Annotated in this window: 18 protein-coding genes; 2 read left to right on the top strand and 16 right to left on the bottom strand. The window is 69.1% G+C overall.

Going from position 1 to position 21,903, the window contains the following annotated elements:
* The first annotated feature begins 71 nt into the window (after positions 1–71).
* A complete protein-coding gene (locus FEI13_RS10895) occupies positions 72–974 on the top strand; it encodes a carbon-nitrogen hydrolase (protein ID WP_138181565.1) in 903 nt (300 codons plus the stop codon).
* 190 nt (positions 975–1,164) lie between these two features.
* On the opposite strand, the gene FEI13_RS10890 is transcribed toward FEI13_RS10895, so the two are convergent.
* The 4 genes from FEI13_RS10890 to FEI13_RS10875 all read right to left on the bottom strand — a co-directional run bounded on the left by FEI13_RS10890 (position 1,165) and on the right by FEI13_RS10875 (position 6,644).
* Entirely contained in the window at positions 1,165–2,112 is a 948-nt protein-coding gene (locus tag FEI13_RS10890; protein WP_138181564.1) for a Nudix family hydrolase, read from the bottom strand.
* A gap of 83 nt (positions 2,113–2,195) precedes the next feature.
* Entirely contained in the window at positions 2,196–3,425 is a 1,230-nt protein-coding gene (gene argJ, locus FEI13_RS10885; RefSeq protein ID WP_138181563.1) for a bifunctional glutamate N-acetyltransferase/amino-acid acetyltransferase ArgJ, read from the bottom strand.
* Between the two features lie 57 nt (positions 3,426–3,482).
* The gene (secA, locus tag FEI13_RS10880; RefSeq protein WP_138181562.1) at positions 3,483–6,218 is read right to left on the bottom strand and encodes a preprotein translocase subunit SecA; all 2,736 of its coding nucleotides are present in this window, start codon (positions 6,216–6,218) and stop codon (positions 3,483–3,485) included.
* A 69-nt stretch (positions 6,219–6,287) separates the two neighbouring features.
* Positions 6,288–6,644 (bottom strand): hypothetical protein, encoded by a 357-nt coding sequence (locus FEI13_RS10875; protein ID WP_138181561.1) that lies wholly within the window; start codon positions 6,642–6,644, stop codon positions 6,288–6,290.
* Between the two features lie 142 nt (positions 6,645–6,786).
* On the opposite strand from FEI13_RS10875, the gene FEI13_RS10870 reads away from it, so the two are divergent.
* Positions 6,787–7,218 (top strand): DUF721 domain-containing protein, encoded by a 432-nt coding sequence (locus FEI13_RS10870; RefSeq protein WP_138181560.1) that lies wholly within the window; start codon positions 6,787–6,789, stop codon positions 7,216–7,218.
* A 161-nt stretch (positions 7,219–7,379) separates the two neighbouring features.
* Here the strand turns inward: FEI13_RS10870 and lpxC are convergent, their stop codons facing one another.
* From lpxC to FEI13_RS10810, 12 genes are all read right to left on the bottom strand, one after another.
* Entirely contained in the window at positions 7,380–8,291 is a 912-nt protein-coding gene (lpxC, locus tag FEI13_RS10865) for a UDP-3-O-acyl-N-acetylglucosamine deacetylase (RefSeq protein WP_138181559.1), read from the bottom strand.
* 111 nt (positions 8,292–8,402) lie between these two features.
* Entirely contained in the window at positions 8,403–9,584 is a 1,182-nt protein-coding gene (gene ftsZ / locus FEI13_RS10860; RefSeq protein WP_138181558.1) for a cell division protein FtsZ, read from the bottom strand.
* 34 nt (positions 9,585–9,618) lie between these two features.
* Positions 9,619–10,908, bottom strand: coding sequence for a cell division protein FtsA (ftsA, locus tag FEI13_RS10855; protein WP_138181557.1), 1,290 nt, complete (start codon positions 10,906–10,908; stop codon positions 9,619–9,621).
* Between the two features lie 194 nt (positions 10,909–11,102).
* Positions 11,103–11,828 carry a cell division protein FtsQ/DivIB gene (locus tag FEI13_RS10850; protein ID WP_138181556.1) on the bottom strand — a complete coding sequence of 242 codons (726 nt, stop codon included), beginning with the start codon at positions 11,826–11,828 and terminating at the stop codon, positions 11,103–11,105.
* 3 nt (positions 11,829–11,831) lie between these two features.
* The gene (locus FEI13_RS10845; RefSeq protein WP_138181555.1) at positions 11,832–12,749 is read right to left on the bottom strand and encodes a D-alanine--D-alanine ligase; all 918 of its coding nucleotides are present in this window, start codon (positions 12,747–12,749) and stop codon (positions 11,832–11,834) included.
* Complete coding sequence (gene murC / locus FEI13_RS10840) at positions 12,746–14,158, bottom strand: UDP-N-acetylmuramate--L-alanine ligase (protein WP_138181597.1); 1,413 nt, start codon at positions 14,156–14,158, stop codon at positions 12,746–12,748. The genes FEI13_RS10845 and murC overlap by 4 nt, the downstream gene beginning before the upstream one ends.
* 61 nt (positions 14,159–14,219) lie before the next feature.
* Complete coding sequence (murG, locus tag FEI13_RS10835) at positions 14,220–15,305, bottom strand: undecaprenyldiphospho-muramoylpentapeptide beta-N-acetylglucosaminyltransferase (protein WP_138181554.1); 1,086 nt, start codon at positions 15,303–15,305, stop codon at positions 14,220–14,222.
* A complete protein-coding gene (gene ftsW, locus FEI13_RS10830) occupies positions 15,302–16,525 on the bottom strand; it encodes a putative lipid II flippase FtsW (protein ID WP_138181553.1) in 1,224 nt (407 codons plus the stop codon). Before ftsW ends, murG begins: the two co-directional genes overlap by 4 nt.
* Positions 16,522–17,898, bottom strand: coding sequence for a UDP-N-acetylmuramoyl-L-alanine--D-glutamate ligase (murD, locus tag FEI13_RS10825; protein WP_138181552.1), 1,377 nt, complete (start codon positions 17,896–17,898; stop codon positions 16,522–16,524). Before murD ends, ftsW begins: the two co-directional genes overlap by 4 nt.
* Before the next feature lie 37 nt (positions 17,899–17,935).
* Positions 17,936–19,018 (bottom strand): phospho-N-acetylmuramoyl-pentapeptide-transferase, encoded by a 1,083-nt coding sequence (gene mraY / locus FEI13_RS10820; protein ID WP_138181551.1) that lies wholly within the window; start codon positions 19,016–19,018, stop codon positions 17,936–17,938.
* Positions 19,019–19,027: 9 nt separating this feature from the next.
* Complete coding sequence (locus FEI13_RS10815) at positions 19,028–20,395, bottom strand: UDP-N-acetylmuramoyl-tripeptide--D-alanyl-D-alanine ligase (protein ID WP_138181550.1); 1,368 nt, start codon at positions 20,393–20,395, stop codon at positions 19,028–19,030.
* Positions 20,392–21,900, bottom strand: a complete 1,509-nt coding sequence (locus FEI13_RS10810) for a UDP-N-acetylmuramoyl-L-alanyl-D-glutamate--2,6-diaminopimelate ligase (RefSeq protein ID WP_138181549.1) — start codon at positions 21,898–21,900, stop codon at positions 20,392–20,394. The genes FEI13_RS10815 and FEI13_RS10810 overlap by 4 nt, the downstream gene beginning before the upstream one ends.
* Between the last annotated feature and the right edge of the window lie 3 nt (positions 21,901–21,903).

The following is a 21,903-nucleotide window of genomic DNA, read 5'->3' as shown; positions in this document are numbered from 1 at the left end:
ATGGCAGAGGGCCCCCTCGGACACCTGTTACCGGGTTAGCCTCGAGCATTGAACCACGAGGAGACTCATTCATGTCCCGTCACCTGAAGGTTGGACTGGTCCAGCAGCCCGCCTGGCCCGACAAGGCCAGAAGCCTCGCCGAGAGCGAGGCCGGCATCCGAGAGCTGGCAGGCGCCGGCGCCCAGCTGGTGATGCTCCAGGAGCTTCACGCCACCCACTACTTCTGCCAGACCGAGGACACCGACGTCTTCGACCTGGCCGAGCCCCTCGACGGGCCGACCGGCACCCGGCTGGCGGCGCTGGCGGAAGAGCTCGACATCGTGCTGGTGGGATCGCTGTTCGAGCGCCGCGCGCCCGGCCTCTACCACAATACCGCGGTGGTCTATGACCGCGATCGCGGCCGCGTGGGCCACTATCGCAAGATGCACATCCCCGACGATCCGGGCTTCTTTGAAAAGTTCTACTTCACCCCCGGCGACCAGGACGCTGCCCGCGACCAGGGCTTCACGCCGATCGACACCTCGCTCGGCCGCCTCGGCGTGCTGGTCTGCTGGGATCAGTGGTACCCGGAGGCCGCCCGGCTGATGGCCCTGGCGGGTGCGGAACTGCTGCTCTACCCCACCGCCATCGGCTGGCATCCGCCGGACGACACCCCGGAGAAACGGCGCCAGAAGGAGGCCTGGACCCTGATCCAGCGCAGCCATGGCGTGGCGAATGGCCTGCCGGTGATCGTCGCCAATCGGGTCGGCCACGAGTCGGATCCTTCCGGGGCGACGCCGGGCATCGACTTCTGGGGCGGCAGCTTCATCTGCGGCCCCCAGGGCGAGCTGCTCGCCCATGCCGGCCAGGAGGCGGAGCGCATGCTGGTGACGCTGGACATGACGCTCAGCGAGGAGGTGCGGCGCATCTGGCCCTACCTGCGGGACCGGCGCATCGACGCCTATGGCGACCTGACCCGGCGCTATCGGGACTGACCGCGCTTCGCGCGGAGCTGGAAGCTGGAAGCTGGAAGCTGGAAGCTGGAAGCTGGAAGCTGGAAGCTGGAAGCTGGAAGCTGGAAGCTGGAAGCTGCAGAGAGCCTAAAGAAAACCGCCCACACGGCAAGGCCATGGGGCGGTTTTCTTCCCGCTTCAAGCTGATGGCTTCAAGCTCCGGCGAAGCCGGTCATTTCCAGAAATCGCGAATCGAGGCGATGCCCTGGGCGCCCACGGCGCGGGCATGGTGGGCATCGAAGCGCGTCATCCCACCCAGCGCGAAGACCGGCATGCCCGCGCGCTCCACCAGCTGCTGGAAGTCATGCCAGCCGATCGGGGGCACCTCGGGATGCGAGGGCGTGGTGCGCAGCGGCGACAGGGTCACGAAGTCGCAGCCGATGCGGCGCGCATGGTCCAGCTGCCGGCGATCATGGGTCGAGGCGGAGAGCCACTTGGTTTCGGCCACGGGCCGCCGCTCCAGGCTCATCAAGCGATCGCTGGTCAGATGGATACCGTCGGCATCCACGGCTTCGAGCAGCGACGGCTCGCCGTTGAGCACCAGCCGTGCGCCCCGCGCCCGGCAGAGCTCGAGGGCCTGCTCGGCGCGCTTCAGGTATTCCGCCTCGTCCAGCGACTTGGCCCGCAGCTGTACCAGGCGCACGCCATCCTCGTCGAGGGCGCGCCCCAGGCACTCCTGGAAACGCGACTCGTCGACCTCCTCACCGGTGATCAGGTACTCCGTCGGCAGCATCACCGCCCGCAGGATCGGCAGGTTGGCCGCCGGAAAGGGGTAGTTCGCCAGCTCGCTCATGGGCACCCAGCGCACGGCCTGCCCCTCGCGACCAAACGGTTCGCCGGCGAAGTCGTGCACCTGCCACACGTCCAGCAGGATGTGCTTGTCGGAATACTCATGGTGGATGCGGATCAGCGGCTGAGCGCGCCGGATCTCCACGCCCAGCTCTTCGTGGAGCTCGCGCTTGAGTGCTTCCAGGCCGGTCTCGTAGGGTGCCAGCTTGCCACCGGGAAACTCCCAGAGGCCGCCATGATCGACGTTGGAGGGACGACGGGCCAGCAGCACCTCGCGACCGTCGGCACTGATGATGGCGGCCGCCGCCACGTGCACCCTTCTCTTCACCATTGCGTTCATTGACTCCTACCCGCTGTTCCACGCGGCCGTGGGCCGCGCGGGGTTTCTGTCTGACTGCCGACCGAAGGATTCGGTCAGCTACGATAGTCGGCGTTGATGCTCACGTAGTCATGAGACAGGTCCGAGGTCCAGACCGTGGCGTGCTGTTCACCACGCCCCAGGGCGATGCGGATCTCGATCTCCTCGCGAGCCATCACCGCGCTGCCGGCCTCCTCGGCATAGCCAGGCGCGCGACCGCCGTTCTCGACCAGGCGAACCTCGCCCAGATCGATGGTGACGAGGTCGACGTCGAACTCCTCGACGGGCGCCCGCCCGACCGCGGCGAGGATACGCCCCCAGTTGGCATCAGAGGCGTAGAGGGCCGTCTTGACCAGCGGCGAGTGCGCCACGGTGAAGGCCACGTCCAGCGCCTCGCGACGGCTGCGCGCCTCCTCGACCCGCAGCGTGACGAACTTGGTCGCGCCCTCACCGTCGCGGATCACCGCCTGGGCCAGCTCGGCCATCACCTGTAGGAGCCCTTCGCGAAAGCGCTCGAGCGCCTCACCGTCGACCACCGCCGCGCCACGCCCGGTGGCGATCAGCAGGCAGGCGTCATTGGTCGAGGTGTCGCTGTCCACGGTGATGCAGTTGAAGGAGCGCTCCACCGCCTCGCGCAGCAGGCCATCGAGCAGCGCCTGCTCGATGGCGGCGTCGGTGGCCACGAAGGCGAGCATGGTGGCCATGTCGGGACGGATCATGCCCGAGCCCTTGGCGATGCCGTTGATGGTCACCGTCGCGTCGCCAAGCGTGAGGGTGACGCTGGCCCCCTTGGCCCGCGTATCGGTGGTGAGGATGCCCTCGCCCGCCGCGAGCCAGGCGTCTGATCCGTCATCGAGCGCCTGCACCGCGCCGGGCAGCCCCGCCAGCAGGCGGTCCATGGGCAGCGGCTCGCCGATCACCCCGGTGGAGAACGGCAGCACGCTCGCCTCCTCCACTCCGGCCAGCCGCGCCAGTTCGGCACAGGTGGTCCGGGCGTCACGGAGCCCCGTCGCGCCGGTACCGGCGTTGGCATTGCCGGTATTGACCACCAGATAGCGCGCCCCCTCGCCGCGCGCCACACAGGCGGCGAGGTGCTCGCGGGCCACCATCACCGGCGCCGCACAGAAGGCGTTACGGGTGAAGGCCCCCGCCACCCTGGCCCCCTCGGGGATCTCGATCACCACCAGGTCGCGGCGATCGGGCTTCTTGATGCCGGCCATGGCGGCACCCAGCCGCAGCCCCTCGATCACCGGCATCTCGGGAAAACGTGTCTCACCCACTGCCATCGTCTCGTCTCCTCTGTCGGCCGGGGCGTACCCGGCCAGTCACCTCAACCCATCACCTCAGCTCAGCTTGCCGCAGCACTGCTTGAACTTCTTGCCCGACCCGCAGGGGCAGGGGTCATTGCGCCCCACCTTGGGGCCCTCACGACGCAGCGGGCGACCGTCGGCGCCCGGTGCCGGCGCGGCCGGCGCCTCGTCTCGCGCGTCGCCGGCCATGGCGGGCTCGTCATGGCGGCTCGCCGCCGTCGCCTTCTCGCGCTCCAGCGCATCGCGACGCTGGCGCTCGAGCTCCTCGACCTCCTCGGGACGACGCACCTGGACGTGGCTCAGGATGCGCGTCACGTCGGCCTTGATGTTGGTCAGCAGGTGCTGGAACAGCTCGAAGGATTCGCGCTTGTACTCCTGCTTGGGGTTCTTCTGGGCATAGCCTCGCAGGTGGATTCCGCGGCGTAGGTGGTCCATGGACTGCAGGTGCTCCTTCCAGCGGGTGTCGAGCACCTGGAGCATCGCCTGCTTCTCGAAGCGGCGCATCAGGGTCTCGCCGGCCTCCGCGACCTTGGCCTCGTAGGCCTCGCGATGCATCGCCTGGAGCCGCTCGCGCAGCGGCTCCTCGTGGAAGCGGTCGTCCTGCTCCGCCCACTCGACGACCGGCGCCTCGAGGTTGAACTCGCTCTTCAGGTGATCCTGGAGCCCGGCCAGGTCCCACTGCTCGGGCAGGCTCTGGGGCGGCACGAACTCGCTGATGGCGAGATCCAGCACTTCCTCGCGGATGCCGGCGACGTTGTCGGAGATGTCCTCGGCGGCGAGGATCTCGTTGCGCTGCTCGTAGATGACCCGGCGCTGATCGTTGGCCACGTCATCGTACTCGAGCAGTTGCTTGCGGATATCGAAGTTGCGCCCCTCGACCTTCTTCTGGGCCCGCTCGACGGCATTGGAGACCATCTTGTGCTCGATCGCCTCGCCCCGCTCCAGCCCCAGCGCCTGCATCAGCCGCTGGACCCGATCGGAGCCGAACAGCCGCATCAGGTTGTCTTCCAGCGAGAGGAAGAAGCGCGTCGAGCCCGGGTCGCCCTGGCGGCCGGCGCGCCCGCGCAGCTGGTTGTCGATGCGCCGGGACTCGTGACGCTCGGAGCCGACCACGTGCAGGCCACCGGCCTCGAGCACCGCGTCGTGGCGCGCCTGCCACTCCGCCTTGAGCCGCTCGAGCTCCGCCTCGCTGGGATTCTCCAGCGTGGCAGCCTCGGCCTCCCAGTTACCGCCGAGCACGATGTCGGTGCCGCGACCGGCCATGTTGGTGGCGATGGTCACGGCCCCGGGACGGCCGGCCTGGGCGATGATCTGTGCCTCGCTCTGGTGCTGCTTGGCGTTGAGGACGTTGAAGGCCATGCCGGCACGCTTCATCAGCTCGGCCAGGTACTCGCTGGTCTCGATGGAGGCGGTACCGACCAGCACCGGGCGACCGGCCGCGGTCTGCGTCTGGACGTCTTCGATGATCGCCTCGAATTTCTCCTCGGCGGTCAGGTAGACCAGGTCGTTGAAGTCCTGGCGGACCAGCGGCCGGTTGGTAGGAATGACCACCACGTCCAGGCCGTATATCTGACGGAACTCGAAGGCCTCGGTGTCGGCGGTGCCGGTCATGCCCGAGAGCTTATCGTAGAGCCGGAAGTAGTTCTGGAAGGTGGTGGAGGCCAGCGTCTGGCTCTCGCGCTGGACCGGCACCCCCTCCTTGGCCTCCACCGCCTGGTGCAGGCCTTCCGACCAGCGACGCCCCGGCATGCTGCGGCCGGTGTGCTCGTCGACGATCACCACCTGGCCATCCTTGACGATGTAGTCCACGTCGCGGTGATAGAGGTGGCGCGCGCGCAGCGCCGAGTGCATGTGCTGAAGCAGGTTGAGATTCTGGGCCGCGTAGAGGGAGTCCGCCTCGCCGAGCAGGCCCTGCTCGCGCATCAGCGCCTCGACCTTGTGGTGGCCGCCCTCGGTGATCTCGACCTGCTTCTGCTTCTCGTCGAGGGTGAAGTCGCCGCTTTCGGGATCCTCCTCGTCGCTGCACTCTGCGAGGTGGTGGGCCAGGCGGTCGACCACCTGATAGAGCTCGGTGTCCTCGTCCACCGCCCCGGAGATGATCAGCGGAGTGCGCGCCTCGTCGATCAGGATCGAGTCCACCTCGTCGACGATGGCGAAGTGCAGGTCGCGCTGCACCTTCTCCTCCAGCGAGAAGGCCATGTTATCGCGCAGGTAGTCGAAGCCGAACTCGTTGTTGGTCCCGTAGGTGATGTCGCAGCCGTAGGCGTGGCGCTTCTCCTCCGGCGTCTGGCCGGAGTAGATCACCCCCACCGAGAGGCCGAGGAATTCATAGAGCGGGCGCATCCACTCGGCATCGCGGCGTGCCAGGTAGTCGTTGACCGTGACCACGTGCACGCCCTTGCCCGGCAGGGCATTGAGGTACACGGCCAGTGTCGCCACCAGCGTCTTGCCCTCGCCGGTCTTCATCTCGGCAATGCGGCCCCGGTGCAGGGTCAGGCCGCCGACCATCTGCACATCGAAATGGCGCATGCCCATGACGCGGCGGCTGGCCTCGCGAACCGTCGAGAAGGCCTCCGGGAGCAGCGCATCGAGGGACTCGCCCCCCGCGAGACGCTCGCGGAAGTGATCGGTACGGCCCTTGAGGGCGGCCTCATCGAGGGCTTCGTGTTCGGCTTCCAGGGCGGTCACGTCCGCGACCTGGCGGTTCATGCGCTTGACGTCGCGGTCGTTCTTCGAGCCGACGACCTTGCGTAACAGGTTATTGATCATGAAGGATCCAGTGGCTGCGTGTGACATCGCATCGCGGGCAATGGCCCGCGACCTCTCCGGTGCGGTGGCTCAGCGGCCCGCGGGAGGGCCACGACGCGACAGGACGTCATTGGCGGCAACCGGAACACGGGGATGCGCAGGACGCGGGCATATCCGTCTCGTCGCCAGCGGCCAGCCCATCCGGCGGCGGACCCAGCGCCCCAAGGCGCGCCGACGCGCCTGGAGGCGAGAGCGCACGCGCAGCAGCACGGGTACCAGCAGGCTGACCTGAGCGGCCCGCTCGACGGGACGCAGGGATTCCAGCTGGGCGAGGCCCGCCGGCAACAGGCAACCCACCAGCAGACCGGCCAGCCACCAGCGCGTCGCGCGGCGCATGCGCCGCGAACCCCGGGGGCCGGCGCAGTTGTCGGTGATGGCGGCGGGCATGCTGTCGACGGCCTCCGGTGCGTGCTAGGCTCTGGCTGTTCAAGGGCCGCCTGGATGATGGCGGCCGACGGCTAACGTCAGGGCTTCGACCCCGAGAATCAAGCGGATGAGTATAAAGGTTAAGCAGTTCCGAGCACAGCCCATGTCCCGCCTGCTCGAAGGGCGCGGCGAGCTGAGCGCCTTGATGCGCATGGCCACCCTGGTCGAACGGGCCCAGGCCCATCTGCGCGATCACCTGCCCGAGGAGATGCGCGAGCATCTCTTCGTCGGTGGCTTCCATCAGGGGAAGCTGGCGCTGATCACCGACCGCGCCGTCTGGCTGACTCGGCTGCGCTACGAGCAGCCGCGACTGCTCGGCCTGCTGCACCAGCTGCCGGGGTTCGAGGCGGTCACCGGCTTCATCCTCAAGGTGCGCCCCGTGCGCCCGACCCGCCCACCCTTGCGCCAGGCCCGTCACCTGCCGGAGAAGGCCGCCGACGAGATAACGAGTTGTGCCGCCGACGTCGACGACCCCGGCCTCAAGAGCGCCCTGAAACGGCTGGCCGCCCACGCCGAACGCGAGGAGGAGCCGTAAGCTGGAAGCTGGAAGCTGGAAGCTGGAAGCTGGAAGCTGGAAGCTGGAAGCTGGAACGCAGCATAGCCTCAGCCTGGTATGAAACAACCCCGCTGGGCCTACCAGCGGGGTTGTTTTTCTTCAAGCTTCCAGGCGCGAAGCGCCGCTCTTCAAGCTTCGGGCTAGGCCATGGCGGGCGCCGCGTAGGAGATCGGCGCCTTCTCGGCCTCGCCCTCGAAGGTGACCAACTCCCAGGCTTCCGGCTGGGCCAGCAGTGCACGGCAAAGCTGGTTGTTCAAGGCATGGCCCGACTTCACGCCGCGGAACTCGCCGATCAGGCTGTAGCCGAGCTGGTAGAGGTCACCGATGGCATCGAGCACCTTGTGCTTGACGAACTCGTCGTCGTAACGCAGCCCACCCTCGTTCACGATGCGGTAGTCGTCGACCACGATGGCATTGTCGAGGCTCCCACCCAGCGCCAGGTTGTTGGCGCGCAGATACTCCAGATCACGCATGAAGCCGAAGGTCCGCGCCCGGGACACCTCCTTCACGAAGGAGGTGGTGGAGAAGTCCACCATCGCGGTCTGCGACTGCCCCTCGAACACCGGATGATCGAAGTCGATGGCGAAAGAGACCTTGAAGCCCTGATGGGGGAGGAAGATGGCCTCCTTGTCGTCCTCGCGCACCACGATCTCACGCTTGATGCGGATGAACTTCTTGGGGGCATTCTGCTCGGCGATGCCCGCCGACTGGATCAGGAACACGAAGGGCCCCGCGCTGCCGTCCATGATCGGCACCTCGGGCGCGCTGACGTCGACGTAGGCGTTGTCGATGCCGAGACCGGCGAAGGCCGACATCAGGTGCTCGACGGTCGCGACCTTGTCACCGCCCGCGGAGAGCGCGGTGCAGAGCGTGGTGTCGGTGACATGCTCGGCGCGAGCCGGGATCTGCACCTCGGGCTCGAGGTCAGTGCGCACGAACACGATCCCGGTGTCGACCGGTGCCGGACGAAGCGTCAGGTAGACCTTCTTGCCGGAGTGCAGGCCGACGCCGGTGGCGCGGATGACATTCTTCAGGGTTCGTTGTCTGATCATGGGCAGTCGCCAGGCAGTCATTGGTTATCAAACACCGTTCACTATAACACCGAACGGCCGTTTCAACAAAGAAAGATCACCTGGCGCCCGCTATTCCCGTGATAGGCCGCCTCAATCGGCCTGACGGCGCAGAAAGGCGGGAATATCGAGGTAGTCATCGAGCTCCTGAGAGGGACGCTTCTCCGGTTGCGACTGGGGCCGTGGCGCCTCCTGCGGCGCCGGCTTGGATGCCGCCGCGGCCTGTCCACGACTGGCAGCCGCTGGCGGACGCTGGCGATAGCCGCTGGCTTCGGTCCTGCGCGAGGCCTCGCGGGTGGTCGGCTTCTGGGCCTTGTTGCCTTCCAGCCCTGCAGCGACCACGGTGACGCGCAGCTCGTCGGTCATGTCCATGTCGATGGAGGTGCCGACCACGATGGTCGCGTCCTGGGAGGCGAACTCCTGAACGGTGGCACCCACGTCGTTGAACTCGCCGATGGAGAGATCCGGGCCGGCGGTGATGTTGACCAGGATGCCGCGGGCACCGTGGAGGTCGATATCCTCGAGGAGCGGGCTGCGGATGGCCTTCTCGGCGGCCTCACGGGCGCGATTCTCGCCGGTGGCACCGCCGGTGCCCATCATCGCCATGCCCATCTCGGACATCACGGTGCGCACATCGGCGAAGTCGACGTTGATGATGCCGGGACTGGTGATCAGCTCGGCGATGCCCTGCACGGCCCCCAACAGCACGTCGTTGGCCGCACTGAAGGCGGTCAACAGGGTCGCGCTCTTGCCCAGCACCGAGAGCAGCTTCTCGTTGGGAATGGTGATCAAGGAGTCGACATGCTCGGAGAGCTCCTTCATGCCCTCCTCGGCGGCGCGCATGCGCTTGGGGCCCTCGAACGGGAAGGGACGCGTCACCACGGCGACGGTGAGGATGCCCAGCTCCTTGGCCACCTGGGCGACCACGGGCGCGCCCCCGGTGCCGGTCCCGCCGCCCATGCCGGCGGTGATGAACACCATATCGGCGCCGTTGAGCAGCTCGGCGATGCGCTCGCGATCCTCCATGGCGGCCTGACGGCCGACGTCGGGGTTGGCGCCGGCGCCGAGTCCCTTGGTGATCTCGCTGCCGAGCTGGAGCACGGTCTTGGCGGCAACGCGCTTGAGCGCCTGAGCATCGGTATTGGCGCAGATGAACTCGACGCCCTCGATGTTGCTCTCGACCATGTGGTTGACGGCGTTGCCGCCACCGCCCCCGACACCGATGACCTTGATGACTGCACTGCTGGAGGGTGCGCTATCTACCAGTTCGAACATAAGTCCCGTCTCCTGGACCGCGACTGCGGCCCTGTCAGAAATTTCCTTTGAACCAGCCCTTGATCCTTGCCAACGCCGGAGTCCCTTCCCCTGCGTCACGCCGGGTATTGTCGTCACTTCTGGGTTGCGCCGACATGCTACCCCCAGCCCCCTGGCGGCCATGCCCTTGACGGGTTTCCAGTAGAGCGTAATGCAGCAGGCCGACACCCGTCGAATAAATCGGATTGCGCACCACGTCGGCCAGTCCACGCACATTCTGCGGACAGGCGATGCGTACCGGCATATGGAAGATCTCCTCGGCCAGCTCGACCACGCCCTCCATGCGGGCGGTGCCGCCGGTCAGGACCACGCCTGCGGCGACGAGGTCCTCGTAGCCGCTGCGCCGCAGCTCGTCGCGCACCAGGGTGAAGAGCTCCTCGTAGCGGGGCTCCACGACCTCGGCCAGTGACTGGCGGGAGAGGTCCCGGGCCGGCCGGTCACCGACGCTGGGCACCTTGATCATCTCGTCGCTGGCGGCCAGCTGGGTCAGCGCGCAGGCATACTTGACCTTGATCTCCTCGGCATGCTGCGTAGGCGTGCGCAGCGCCATGGCGATATCGTTGGTGACCTGGTCGCCGGCGATGGGAATCACCGCTGTGTGGCGAATGGCCCCCTCGGTGAACACGGCGATGTCGGTGGTGCCGCCGCCGATGTCCACCATGCAGACGCCGAGCTCCCGCTCGTCCTCGGTCAGCACCGCATGGCTGGACGCCAGCTGCTCGAGGATGATGGAGTCCACCTCGAGCCCGCAGCGGCGCACGCACTTCTCGATGTTCTGAACGGCATTCAGGGCGGCGGTGACCAGATGCACCCGTGCCTCGAGGCGAACCCCGGACATGCCGAGCGGCTCGCGGATACCCCCCTGGGTATCGATGGCGAACTCCTGGGGAAGGACGTGCAGCACCCGCTGCCCCTCCGAGATCGCGCGCGCACGGGCGGAGTCAATGACGCGGTCGATATCGGTGGAGGCGACCTCGCGCTCCTTGATCGCCACCACGCCATCGGAATTCATCGAACTGATATGACTGCCGGCGATGCCTACATAGACCGAGTGGATATCGCAGCCGGCCATCAGTTCGGCCTCTTCCACGGCGCGCTGAATCGACTGCACCGTGGATTCGATATTGATCACCACGCCTTTCTTCATGCCGCGGGACGGGTGTGAGCCGATACCGGCGATTTCGATCCCGCCATCGTCGTTGGGCTGCCCCACGATCGCCACGACCTTGGATGTTCCGATATCCAGCCCGACTACCATACTGGACGCATTGGATGGACCTGCCATGAGTCGGGAAGTCTCCTAGAACCTGACCCCGAAGGGGAAGATTAATCCTGAAAAGTTAGCCTGGGGCAATTATAGGAACAACATCGCGTGTTCCACCAGCCCGATTGTTAAAACACCGGACACGATACGGCGATTTTGCCGCGAAAGAAACACCCGAAATACCGCCCTCATGAGCGAGTCATTTCATCGATCGCTCACCCATCCGTTACCGACTCATCCTCGAGCGGCTCGGTTTCGCCGTGCCACGCCACGGCGACGCCGTTGGGATAGCGCAGGTCGATGTAGCGGATATGCGACGCCAGAGGTCCCAGCTCGCGCTCCCAGGCGGCGACCAGGCGGCCCAGGCGCGAGGCGCGATCGTTACGCCCCAGCATCACCCAGACGCCGCTGTCGAGCTGGAAGCGCCAGGCACCGCGCGGCTCCAGGCGCAGCTGGCGCACCTCGAGCCCCAGGGAAGCAAACTGCGTGGCGAGCCGAGTCCGGTAGTCCAGGACCTCGGCCCCGCTGTCGGGCGGGCCGGCCAGGTCCGGCAGGTCGGCGGGCGGCGACACCGGGCCGGCGGCGAAGGGCTCGCCCTCGGGATTGAGCAGGCGCCCATCGCTCCAGCGCGCCACCGGCACCTGCTCGACCAGCTCGAAGGTCAGCGCATCGGGCCACTCGCGGCTGACGCGCACCTCCTTCAGCCAGCCGATCTCCCGAGCCTGACGGCGCAGCGCCGACAGGTCGACGGAGAGCCAGCTCTGGCCCTGAATCAGCGGTGCCAGGCGGCTGCGCAAGTAGTCGGCACTGACATGCTGTAGCTCGCCCCGCACCGAGACCCGCTCGATGGGACGATCCAGCCACACCCACAACGCCCGCCCCCCGGCGCCCAGCAAGAGCGCCAGCAGCAGCACCCCGACGAGGCTTCCACGCGCTGCCATGGGCTAGCGACTCTCCCCGGCCGTGGCGAGGATACGCAGCACCAGGGCATCGAAATCGATGCCGGCATGGGCCGCCGACTGAGGAACCAGGCTGTGGTCGGTCATGCCCGGCACGGTATTGACCTCGATGAGCCAGAAGCACCCTTCTCCATCACGCATCACGTCGATGCGCCCCCAGCCTTCGGCGCCGATCGCCGCGAAGGCATCGCGACAGAGCACGGCGAGTTCGGCCTCTTCGTCGGCGGAGAGCCCGCACGGCAGGTGGTAGCGCGTGTCGTCGGAGACGTACTTGGCCTCGTAGTCGTAGAAACCGCCGGGCACCTCGACACGGATGGCCGGCAGGACCTCGTCGCCGAGCAGCGACACCGTATACTCCTCCCCCATGATGAAGTGCTCGGCCATCACCCGGGCATCGAAACGGGCGGCATCGCGGTAGGCCGCCTCCAGGGCATCGCAGCTGTCGACGATGCTGATGCCCAGGGTCGAGCCCTCGTGCACCGGCTTGACGATCAGCGGCAGGCCGAGCCGTTCGACCACCGCCTGCCAATCGGCATCGGGGCCGAGCATCACGCTCTCCGGCGTCGGCAGCCCCAGGGCCTGCCAGACCAGCTTGGTGCGCTGCTTGTCCATGCCCAGCGCCGAGGCCAGCACGCCACTGCCGGTATAGGGAATGCCCAGCAGCTGCAGCGCCCCCTGCAGGGTGCCGTCCTCGCCCCCGCGGCCGTGCAGGGCGATGAACACGCGATCCGGTGCCAGCGCCTCGAGGCCCACCAGCCCGCCATCGGCGGGATCATAGCCGATGGCGTCTACGCCCTGGCGCTCGAGGGCCGCCAGCACGGCGGCCCCGCTCTTCAACGACACCTCACGCTCGGCGGACACGCCGCCGAAGAGCACCGCCACTCGCCCCATGTCGCCATTCATAGCGTCACCTCATCGAGATTCAGGGCGGCATCGCTCAGCCGCTGGGCGATGCCGCCCACGTCACCGGCCCCCTGGGTGATCAGGATATCGTCGGGGCGCAACACTCGCGCCAGCAGCCCCGGCAGCTCGCTCTTGTCCTGCACGAAGATCGGGTCGACCGCGCCGCGCTGGCGGATCGAGCCGGCCAGGGTGCGGCCGTCGGCACCGGCCAGCGGCGCCTCCCCGGCACTGTAGACGTCGAGCAGCAGCAGGGTGTCGACCCCGGACAGCACGCGCACGAAGTCTTCATAGAGGTCGCGGGTGCGCGAGTAGCGGTGTGGCTGGTAGACCATCACCAGGCGCCGGTCGGGCCAGCCCGCCCGAACCGCATCGATCACCATCTCCACCTCGCGGGGATGGTGGCCATAGTCGTCGACCAGCATTACCTGGCCCTCGCCCTCGGGCGCGAGATAGTGGCCATGCACCTGGAAGCGACGCCCCACGCCCTCGAAATGCCCCAGCCCGCTCAGGATGGCGTCGTCGGAGACACCGGCATCGCTGGCCACCACGATCGCCGCCAGGGCGTTGAGCGCGTTGTGGCGGCCCGGCATGGCCAGGCGCACCTCGAGGGGGGCCAGCCCCTCGGGGCGCACCGCGGTGAAGCGCACCTCGCCGGCCCGCTGATCGAAGTCTTCGATTCGGTAGTCGGCGTCCTCGCTGAAGCCATAGGTAACGAACCGCCGGCTGACCCGGTCGAGCAGGCCGCGCACATGCGGATCGTCGATGCACAGGATCGCCAGGCCATAGAACGGCAGGTTGTGCAGGAACTCGATGAAGGCACCCTTGAGCCGCTCGAAATCGCCGCCATAGGTGGCCATGTGGTCGGCGTCGATGTTGGTGACGATGGACACCATGGGCTGCAGGTGCAGGAAGGAGGCATCCGACTCGTCGGCCTCCGCCACCAGGTAGTCGCCTTCGCCCAGTCGCGCGTTGGTGCCGGCGCTGGTCAGCTTCCCGCCGATCACGAAGGTGGGATCGAGGCCACCCTCGCCGAGCAGGGTCGCCGTGAGGCTGGTAGTGGTGGTCTTGCCGTGGGTGCCGGCCACGGCGATGCCGTGACGAAAGCGCATCAGTTCGGCGAGCATCTCGGCGCGGCGCACTACCGGCACGCGGTGCTCATGGGCCCAGCGGATCTCGGGGTTGGTCTCGTCCACCGCGGTGGACACCACCACCACGTCGGCGCCCGCGGCGTTGTCGGAGGCGTGGCCGAGGGCCACGCGAATGCCGCACTGCTGCAGGCGGGCCACCACCGGCGAGGCCTTCAGGTCGCTGCCGCTGACCGCATAGCCCTGGTTGGCCAGCACCTCGGCGATGCCGCACATGCCGGCGCCGCCGATGCCGACGAAGTGGATGTGTCGAATCCGACGCATGCCCAGCCCGCGGCCGGGATGCGGGGGTGTCGCCTGACCGGGCACCGGCCCGAGGGTCTCATCACTCAAAACCTGTCTCCATGCAACCGGCCACCAGGCGCTCGACGGCGTCGAGATGGGCACCGGCACGGGCCCGTGCCGCCATGGTGGCGAGAGTGTCGGGGTCCAGCAGCGTCGCCAGGCACTCGGCCAGCGCCGCTGCGCTCATTTCCTGCTGGGGCATTAGCCGGGCCGCCTGCTGCTCGACCAGGGCCCGGGCGTTGGCCGTCTGATGATCATCCACCGCATGGGGGAACGGCACGAAGAGCGCCGGCTTGGCCGCGGCGGCAAGCTCGGCCACGGTCAGGGCACCGGCGCGGCAGACCACCAGGTCGGCCCACTCATAGGCGCCGGCCATGTCGTCGATGAAGGCCGTGACCTCGGCCTCGACGCCCTGCGCCTCATAGGCCTCGCGGGTCGTCTGATCCTTGTCGCGCCCGGCCTGATGGCGCACCTCGGGGCGGCGCTCCTCGGGCAGGGCGGCGAGCGCCTCGGGCAGGCGCTCGTTGAGGGCCTTGGCACCCAGCGAGCCGCCTACCACCAGCAGGCGCAGGCGACGCCCCGCCATCTCCGCGGCGCGCCTAGGCACCCGGCCGAGGGCGGCGATCTCGGCCCTCACCGGGTTGCCGATCACCTCGGCCCGGCCGGGAAAGGCCTGGGGAAAGGCGGCGTAGACGCGGCGCGCCAGGCGCGAGAGGGCCCGATTGGTCAGGCCAGCCACGGCGTTCTGCTCGTGGATCACCAGCGGACGGCGCATCAGCCAGGCCGCGAGCCCCCCGGGGCCGCTGGCGAAGCCGCCCAGGCCGACCACCAGCTGGGGGTCGACCTCGCGGATTACCCGCCGCGCCTGCCAGACCGAGCGCGCGAGGTTCAGCGGCGCCAGCAGCCAGCCGGCCAGCCCGTTGCCGCGCAGGCCGCTCACCGCGATGCGCAACAGCGGAATGCCGGCCTCGGGCACCAGGCGGTTCTCGATGCCCCGCGGGCTGCCAAGCCAGGCGACCTCGACGCCCTCCTCGGCAAGCCCCTGGGCCAGCGAGAGCGCGGGGATGACGTGGCCGCCGGTGCCGCCGGCCATGATCAGGACACGACGTCCTGGCTGTCGACTCATGGGGTACTTCCTTGTGTCTTGCCGGCACCGGGCGTCTTGTCCGAGGAGGCCCGCCGGGCCGTGGAGCGCGCCCGCCGGCGGACCTCGCGAGTCTCGATGTCGGCGCGCAGCAGCAGGGCGACCATCACGCTGCTCACCACCAGGCTCGAGCCTCCGTAGCTCAGCAGCGGCAGGGTCAAGCCCTTGGTCGGCAGCATGCCGGTGCTCACGGCGATGTTGATGAAGGCCTGGGCGCCGAGCACCAGGGCGAAGCCATAACTCACGTAGGCAGCGAAGGCCAGGCCGGCGATTTCGGCCCGCCGGCCCACCGCCATGGCCCGCCAGATCAGCAGGGCGAAGAGCCCCACCACGGCGATCGCGCCAACCAGACCGAGCTCCTCGGCGAGCACCGCGAAGACGAAGTCGGTGTGGGCCTCGGGCAGGTAGAAGAGCTTCTGCACGCTGTTGCCGAGGCCCATGCCCAGCCAGTGGCCTCGCCCGAAGGCGATCAGCGCCTGGGTCAGCTGGTAGCCGCTGGCGAACTGGTCGGCCCAGGGGTCGGCGAAACTCGTCAAACGCGCCATGCGATAGGGCTCGGCGACGGCGGCCAGGGCGCCGAGAACGCCGACCAGCAGCAGCAGCACCAGAAAGCGCCCCCAGGGCGCGCCGGCCATCAGCAGCATGCCCATCACCGCCCCGGTCATCACCACCACGGCGCCGTAGTCGGGCTCGAGTATCAGCAGGCCCGCCACCACGGCCATCACCGCCAGGGGACGCAGGAAGGCGCCCCACTCGCGGCGCACCTGAGGCAGGAAACGCTCCAGGTAGCCGGCCAGGTAGACGATCAGGCAGAACTTGGCGACCTCCGAGGCCTGCAGGTTGAAGGGCACGCCGGGCAGCGACAGCCAGCGCCGGCTGCCGTTGACCTCGCGACCCACCAGCAGCACCAGCGCCAGCAGCGAGAGCCCCACCAGCAGCAACAGCGGGCCGTTGGCCTTCCACCAGGCCAGCGGCACGCGCAGGGCCAACGCCCCGACGGCCAGCGCCGCCAGCAGGAAGGTGCCGTGACGCAGGCTGAAGTACCAGGCGTTGCCGGTCAGGCTCGAGGCCACCTCGCTGGAGGCCGACGTCACCATCACCCAGCCGATCAGCAGCAGCGACAGCGCGGCCAGCACCAGCCAGCCGTCGAAGGGCTGGTCGGCGGTACTCAGGCGCTGGCGAAGACGCGCGAGCCGGCTCATGGCGTCACCTCCGCCCGCTGCAGGACCGCCCGGCGGAAGGCCTCGCCGCGGGCCTGATAATCGCGGAACTGGTCGAGACTCGCGCAGGCCGGCGAGAGCAGCACGCAATCGCCCGGTTCGGCGATCTCGGCCGCGCGCGCCAGCGCCACGTCCAGGTCATCGACCCGCGTCAGCGCCGTGCCGCCCGACAGCTCGGCCTCGAGGCGCGGAGCATCCTCACCGAAGAGGATCGCCTCGCGCCCGTAACGCGCCAGCGGCGCCGCCAGGGGACGGAAGTCAGCGCCCTTCCCCACCCCGCCGGCGAGCAGGATCAGCCGTCCCTCGAGGGTCGGCCCCAGGCCCGCGATGGCGGCCAGGGTCGCCCCGACGTTGGTGCCCTTGGAATCGTTGATCCAGCGCACGCCGTCGATCTCGGCCACCAGCTCGCCGCGGTGGGGCAGCCCGGGAAAACGCCGCAGCACCGCGAGCATCGCGGCGAGCGGCAGCCCCAGCCGGGTGCCCATCGCCATGGCGGCCAACGCATTGGCCTGGTTATGGCGACCGGGCAGGCGCATCTCGGCGGCGGGCATCAGCGGCGTGTCGCCGTGCATCAGCCAGTCGGCGCCCCGATGGCGCCCGATCCCCCACTCCCCCCGCTCGGGGGCGGCGGTGGTGAAGCGCTCCTCGGCGGGCAGCTTTGTGGCCGGCCAGGTCATGGGGTCCTCGGCATTGACCACGCCGTGCCGGGCCCCGCGGAAGATGCCCCGCTTGGCGTCGCGGTAGCCTTCCATGTCGCCGTGGCGGTCGAGGTGGTCCTCGGAGAGATTGAGGAAGGCCGCCGTCTCGGCGCCCAGCGAGGGTGTGGTCTCGAGCTGGAAGCTGGAGAGCTCCAGCACGAAGAGCTCGGCCTCGGGCACCTCGCCCAGCAGGTCCAGGGCCGGGGTGCCGAGGTTGCCGCCCACGGCGACGCAACATCCGGCCTCACGGGCCATCTCGCCGACCAGGGTGGTGACCGTGGACTTGGCGTTCGAGCCGGTGATGGCGGCGATGGGCGCCCGGGCCGCGCGCACGAAGAGCGCGATCTCGCCGACCACGAGCGGTTCGCCGGTGGCCTCGCGGGTGCGCCCGGACAGCGCGGCGAACCCGGGCGTCGCCGGGTCGACCCCCGGGCTCAGCACCACTTCCTCGGCGTCGCTGAGGTCGAGGTCGGTGAGCGGCCCGCCGTGGAACGCGACGCCCGGGTGGGCGGCGCGGAACGCCTCGAGCCCGGGCGGCTCGGCGCGGGTGTCGGCGACCATGAAGGGCACGCCGAGCCGGCTGAGGTGGCGACAGATGGCGCGCCCGGAGAGCCCGAGCCCGACCACCAGCGTCACTCCCTTCGGCACCTTGAGCATGTTGCGCTCCTTGCGGATGGCGATCGGCCCGAGGCGATCAGCGGACCTTGAGGGTGGCCAGGCCGATCAGCACCAGCACCACGGTGATGATCCAGAAGCGCACGATGACCCGCGGCTCCGGCCAGCCCTTGAGCTCATAGTGGTGGTGCAGCGGCGCCATGCGGAAGATGCGGCGCCCGGTGAGCTTGTAGGAGCCCACCTGCAGGATCACCGAAACGGTCTCCATGACGAAGATACCGCCCATGATGAACAGCACGATCTCCTGGCGCACGATCACCGCCACCACGCCCAGGGCCGCACCCAGTGCCAGGGCCCCCACGTCGCCCATGAACACCTGGGCCGGGTAGGTATTGAACCACAGGAAGCCCAGGCCGGCCCCGGCGATGGTGGCACAGAACACCGCCAGCTCGCCCGCACCGGGAATGAAGGGGATCTGCAGATAGTCGGCGAACACCGTGTTGCCGCTGGCATAGGCGAACACCGCCAGGCCCATGGCCACCAGCACCGTGGGCATGATCGCCAGGCCATCGAGGCCGTCGGTGAGGTTGACCGCGTTGGAGCTGCCGACGATGACCAGGTAGGTCAGCACCACGTAGAAGACGCCCAGCGGCAGCACGAACTCCTTGAACACCGGCACGATCAGGCTGGTCTCCACCGGCGAGGCCGCCGTGACGTAGAGCAGCACGGCCGCCGACAGGCCGATCAGCGACTGCCAGAAATACTTCCAGCGCGCCGGTAGGCCCCGTGGGTTCTTCTCCACCACCTTGCGGAAGTCGTCGACCCAGCCGATGGCCCCGAAGCCCAGCGTCACCCCCAGCACCAACCACACGTAGTGGTTGGTCAGATCGCCCCACAGCAGGGTGCTCACCGCGATGGCCATCAGGATCATCGCGCCGCCCATGGTCGGGGTACCGGCCTTGGAGAGGTGGGACTGGGGGCCATCGTCGCGCACCGCCTGGCCGATCTGGCGCTCCACCAGGCGGCGGATCATCAGCGGACCGAGCCACAGGCAGAGCACCAGGGCGGTCAGGGTCCCCAGGATCATGCGCAGGGTCAGGTAGTCGAAAACGTTGAAGGCACTCTGGAATTGCGCCAGGAAGTCAGCCAGAAAGAGCAGCATGTATTGCGTTCACCTTGAAGCATCCGCGCGCAGGGCGATCACGATGTGTTCCATGCCGGCACTGCGCGAACCCTTGACCAGTACGCTGGCCCCGGGCGGTAGATGGTGGAGGACGTGGCGCGTCAGCGCCTCCCGATCGTCGAAGTGGGTCCCGCCTTCACCGAAGGCCTGGCTGGCCGGTCGTGCCGGCTCGCCCAGGGTACCCAGGAAGTCGATTCCCCGTTCCCACGCGTAGTGCCCGAGCTCGGCATGCAGCCGGTCGGACTCACCCCCCAGTTCTCCCATGGCGCCGAGCAGGCACCAGTGCGGCCCGGGCAGCGTCACGAGGACATCGAGCGCCGCCTTCACCGCGCCGGGGTTGGCATTGTACGTATCGTCGAGCAGCCGTGTGGACCTGATGCCCTCCACGGCGCTCAGCCGACCCGGCATCGGCGCCACTGCCTCGAGCCCGGCCAGCACGTCGGCCTCCTCGAGCCCCATGGCCAGGGCCGCGGCCGCGGCGGCCAGGGCGTTGGCCACGTTGTGACGCCCCATCAGGGCCAGTTGGACCCGGCCGATGGCGCGGCCGTCCCGGACAAGCGTGAAAGCATAGCGCCCGAGGGCGTCGCAGGCCAGCGCCTCGGCGCGCACGCGCGCCCGCGCACCCAGTCCGAAGTCGAGCACCTCCCGCGGCGCGGCGAGGCCCGCCCAGGCGGCGAAGAAGGCGTCGTCGCGATTGAGCACCGCCACGCCATCGCTTGGCAGGCCGGCGAGGATTTCGGCCTTGGCCTGGGCAATACGCCCCGTGCCGCCGAACTCGCCGACGTGGGCGCCGGTGACGTTGGTGATGATCGCCACCCGCGGTGCAGCCAGGGCCGTGGTCCAGGCGATCTCGCCCAGGTGATTGGCGCCGAGCTCCACCACCGCTTGGCGGTGGCCGGATTCGAGGGCCAGTAGCGTCAGCGGCGCGCCGATGTCGTTGTTGAGGTTGCCCTGAGTGGCGAGCGTGGATCCACGCCGCGCCAGCAGGGTCGCTAGCATTTGCTTGACCGTGGTCTTGCCGCTGTTGCCGGTGACGGCGACCAGATCCCCACCCCAGGCCCGGCGGCGCGCCCGGGCGAGCAGCCCCAGGGCGAGCCGGGTGTCGGGCACCACCAGCTGGGGCAGCGGATCGTCCACCGGGCGCTCGACCAGCGCCGCCACGGCGCCGGCCTCGCGCGCCTGGACCACGAAGTCGTGGGCATCGAAGCGCTCGCCCACGAGCGCCACGAACAGCGCGCCGGGAGCGAGGCGCCGGGTGTCGGTGACGATCGCGCCGACGGCCGGATCCACATCGGGCGCGGGCAACCCCAGGGCCACCGCGACCTCGCCCAGGCTCCGCAGACCGACGGCGCTCATCGCGCTCCCTCCTCGGCCCGGCGGGCGAGGCCGCGCTCGGCCTCGGCGAGATCCGCGAAGGCGTGCCTCACGCCCGCCACCTCCTGATAGTCCTCATGGCCCTTGCCGGCGATCAGGATCACGTCGTCCGGTGCGGCCTCGGCGAGCACTCGGGCGATGGCCGCGCCGCGACCGTCGACCTCGAACACCTCGCATGACGGCGCATCGTTCAGGCCCGCGAGGATCTGAGCGCGAATCGCCGCCGGCGCCTCGCCACGCGGGTTGTCGTCGGTGACCACCAGCACGTCGGCATGGCGCGCCGCGGCCTGGGCCATCAGCGGCCGCTTGCCGCTGTCGCGGTCGCCGCCGCAGCCGAACAGGCACCACAGCCGCCCCTCGCCCGGCAGGTGCGCGCGCAGTGCCGCCAGGGCATTGTCCAGCGCGGCCGGCGTATGGGCGTAGTCGATGACCACGGTGGGGGCGCCCGGGCGCGAGAGCGGCTCCATGCGCCCCGACACCGGGGCCAGCTTGGCCGCCGCCGCGAAGAGCGCCGCGAGGGGGTGCCCCAGGCCATGCAGGGTGGCGATGGCCAGCAGCACGTTATCCAGGGTGAAGCGCCCCATCAGCGCAAGTTCGAGCTCGCGCTCGCCATCGGGGGTGGCGATCAGCGCGCGCTGGCCATCAGGCTGGGCGAGCCAGTCGACGACACGCAGGGTCACCGCCTCATCCTGGCCCACCGCCAGCACGCGCACGTCCCGGTGTATCCCGGCGAGCATCAGTCGCGCCAGCGGATCGTCGCCGTTGACCACGGCGAGCTCGAGCTCATGGCGGCGGAACAGTCGCGCCTTGGCGGCGGCGTAGGCCGCCATGCTGCCGTGGTAATCCAGGTGATCACGGCTCAGGTTGGTGAACACCGCCGCCCGCACGCTCGCGCCGTCGAGACGCCCCTGCTCCAGGGCATGGGAGGAGGCCTCCATGGCGACGCGCGTCACTCCGTCGGCGGCCAGCTCACCCAGCGCCGCCTGCAGCGCCAGGGGACCGGGCGTGGTCAGGCTGCCCGCCGTCAGGGCGCCGGGGCGGCCATGGCCGAGGGTGCCGATCAGCCCGGTCTCCACGCCGAGAGCCTGGCTCAGCGCGGTCAGGTAGTGGGTCACCGAGCTCTTGCCGTTGGTGCCGGTCACGCCGATCAGCGCCAGCGTCTTGGGAACGTCGAAGAGCACCCGGCCCAGCTCGCCCTGCGCCTCGCGCAGCCCCGGAAGCCACAGCACGCGATCGTCCTGCGGCCCGGGTCGGCCATCGTCGTGGGCCAGCACCAGCGCCGCTCCGGCGGCCAGCGCCTGATCGATGAAGTCGCGTCCGTCGACGGCCACGCCGGGCACCGCGACGAAGACGTCGCCCGTGCCGACGCCACGACTGTCGAGGGTCAGATTCACGGGATCGGACAGGCAAAGGCCTGCCAGGGCGTGGCGGCAGTCGGGCCAGAGGCCGACCAGCCCCGCCTCGAGTCGCTCGGCACTCAGCTGCATCTC

It is taken from the genome of Halomonas urmiana, from assembly GCF_005780185.1.
Lineage (GTDB): Bacteria > Pseudomonadota > Gammaproteobacteria > Pseudomonadales > Halomonadaceae > Halomonas > Halomonas urmiana.
Note: the sequence above shows the minus strand (reverse complement) of the source record. Positions and strands in the feature narration are given on the sequence as shown.

Bases quoted from the DNA above. Each gene is read 5' to 3' on its own strand.
- FEI13_RS10895 (WP_138181565.1), top strand. From the start codon at position 72: ATGTCCCGTCACCTGAAGGTTGGACTGGTCCAGCAGCCCGCCTGGCCC.
- FEI13_RS10890 (WP_138181564.1), bottom strand. From the start codon at position 2,112: ATGGTGAAGAGAAGGGTGCACGTGGCGGCGGCCGCCATCATCAGTGCC.
- argJ (WP_138181563.1), bottom strand. From the start codon at position 3,425: ATGGCAGTGGGTGAGACACGTTTTCCCGAGATGCCGGTGATCGAGGGG.
- secA (WP_138181562.1), bottom strand. From the start codon at position 6,218: ATGATCAATAACCTGTTACGCAAGGTCGTCGGCTCGAAGAACGACCGC.
- FEI13_RS10875 (WP_138181561.1), bottom strand. From the start codon at position 6,644: ATGCCCGCCGCCATCACCGACAACTGCGCCGGCCCCCGGGGTTCGCGG.
- FEI13_RS10870 (WP_138181560.1), top strand. From the start codon at position 6,787: ATGTCCCGCCTGCTCGAAGGGCGCGGCGAGCTGAGCGCCTTGATGCGC.
- lpxC (WP_138181559.1), bottom strand. From the start codon at position 8,291: ATGATCAGACAACGAACCCTGAAGAATGTCATCCGCGCCACCGGCGTC.
- ftsZ (WP_138181558.1), bottom strand. From the start codon at position 9,584: ATGTTCGAACTGGTAGATAGCGCACCCTCCAGCAGTGCAGTCATCAAG.
- ftsA (WP_138181557.1), bottom strand. From the start codon at position 10,908: ATGGCAGGTCCATCCAATGCGTCCAGTATGGTAGTCGGGCTGGATATC.
- FEI13_RS10850 (WP_138181556.1), bottom strand. From the start codon at position 11,828: ATGGCAGCGCGTGGAAGCCTCGTCGGGGTGCTGCTGCTGGCGCTCTTG.
- FEI13_RS10845 (WP_138181555.1), bottom strand. From the start codon at position 12,749: ATGAATGGCGACATGGGGCGAGTGGCGGTGCTCTTCGGCGGCGTGTCC.
- murC (WP_138181597.1), bottom strand. From the start codon at position 14,158: ATGCGTCGGATTCGACACATCCACTTCGTCGGCATCGGCGGCGCCGGC.
- murG (WP_138181554.1), bottom strand. From the start codon at position 15,305: ATGAGTCGACAGCCAGGACGTCGTGTCCTGATCATGGCCGGCGGCACC.
- ftsW (WP_138181553.1), bottom strand. From the start codon at position 16,525: ATGAGCCGGCTCGCGCGTCTTCGCCAGCGCCTGAGTACCGCCGACCAG.
- murD (WP_138181552.1), bottom strand. From the start codon at position 17,898: ATGCTCAAGGTGCCGAAGGGAGTGACGCTGGTGGTCGGGCTCGGGCTC.
- mraY (WP_138181551.1), bottom strand. From the start codon at position 19,018: ATGCTGCTCTTTCTGGCTGACTTCCTGGCGCAATTCCAGAGTGCCTTC.
- FEI13_RS10815 (WP_138181550.1), bottom strand. From the start codon at position 20,395: ATGAGCGCCGTCGGTCTGCGGAGCCTGGGCGAGGTCGCGGTGGCCCTG.
- FEI13_RS10810 (WP_138181549.1), bottom strand. From the start codon at position 21,900: ATGCAGCTGAGTGCCGAGCGACTCGAGGCGGGGCTGGTCGGCCTCTGG.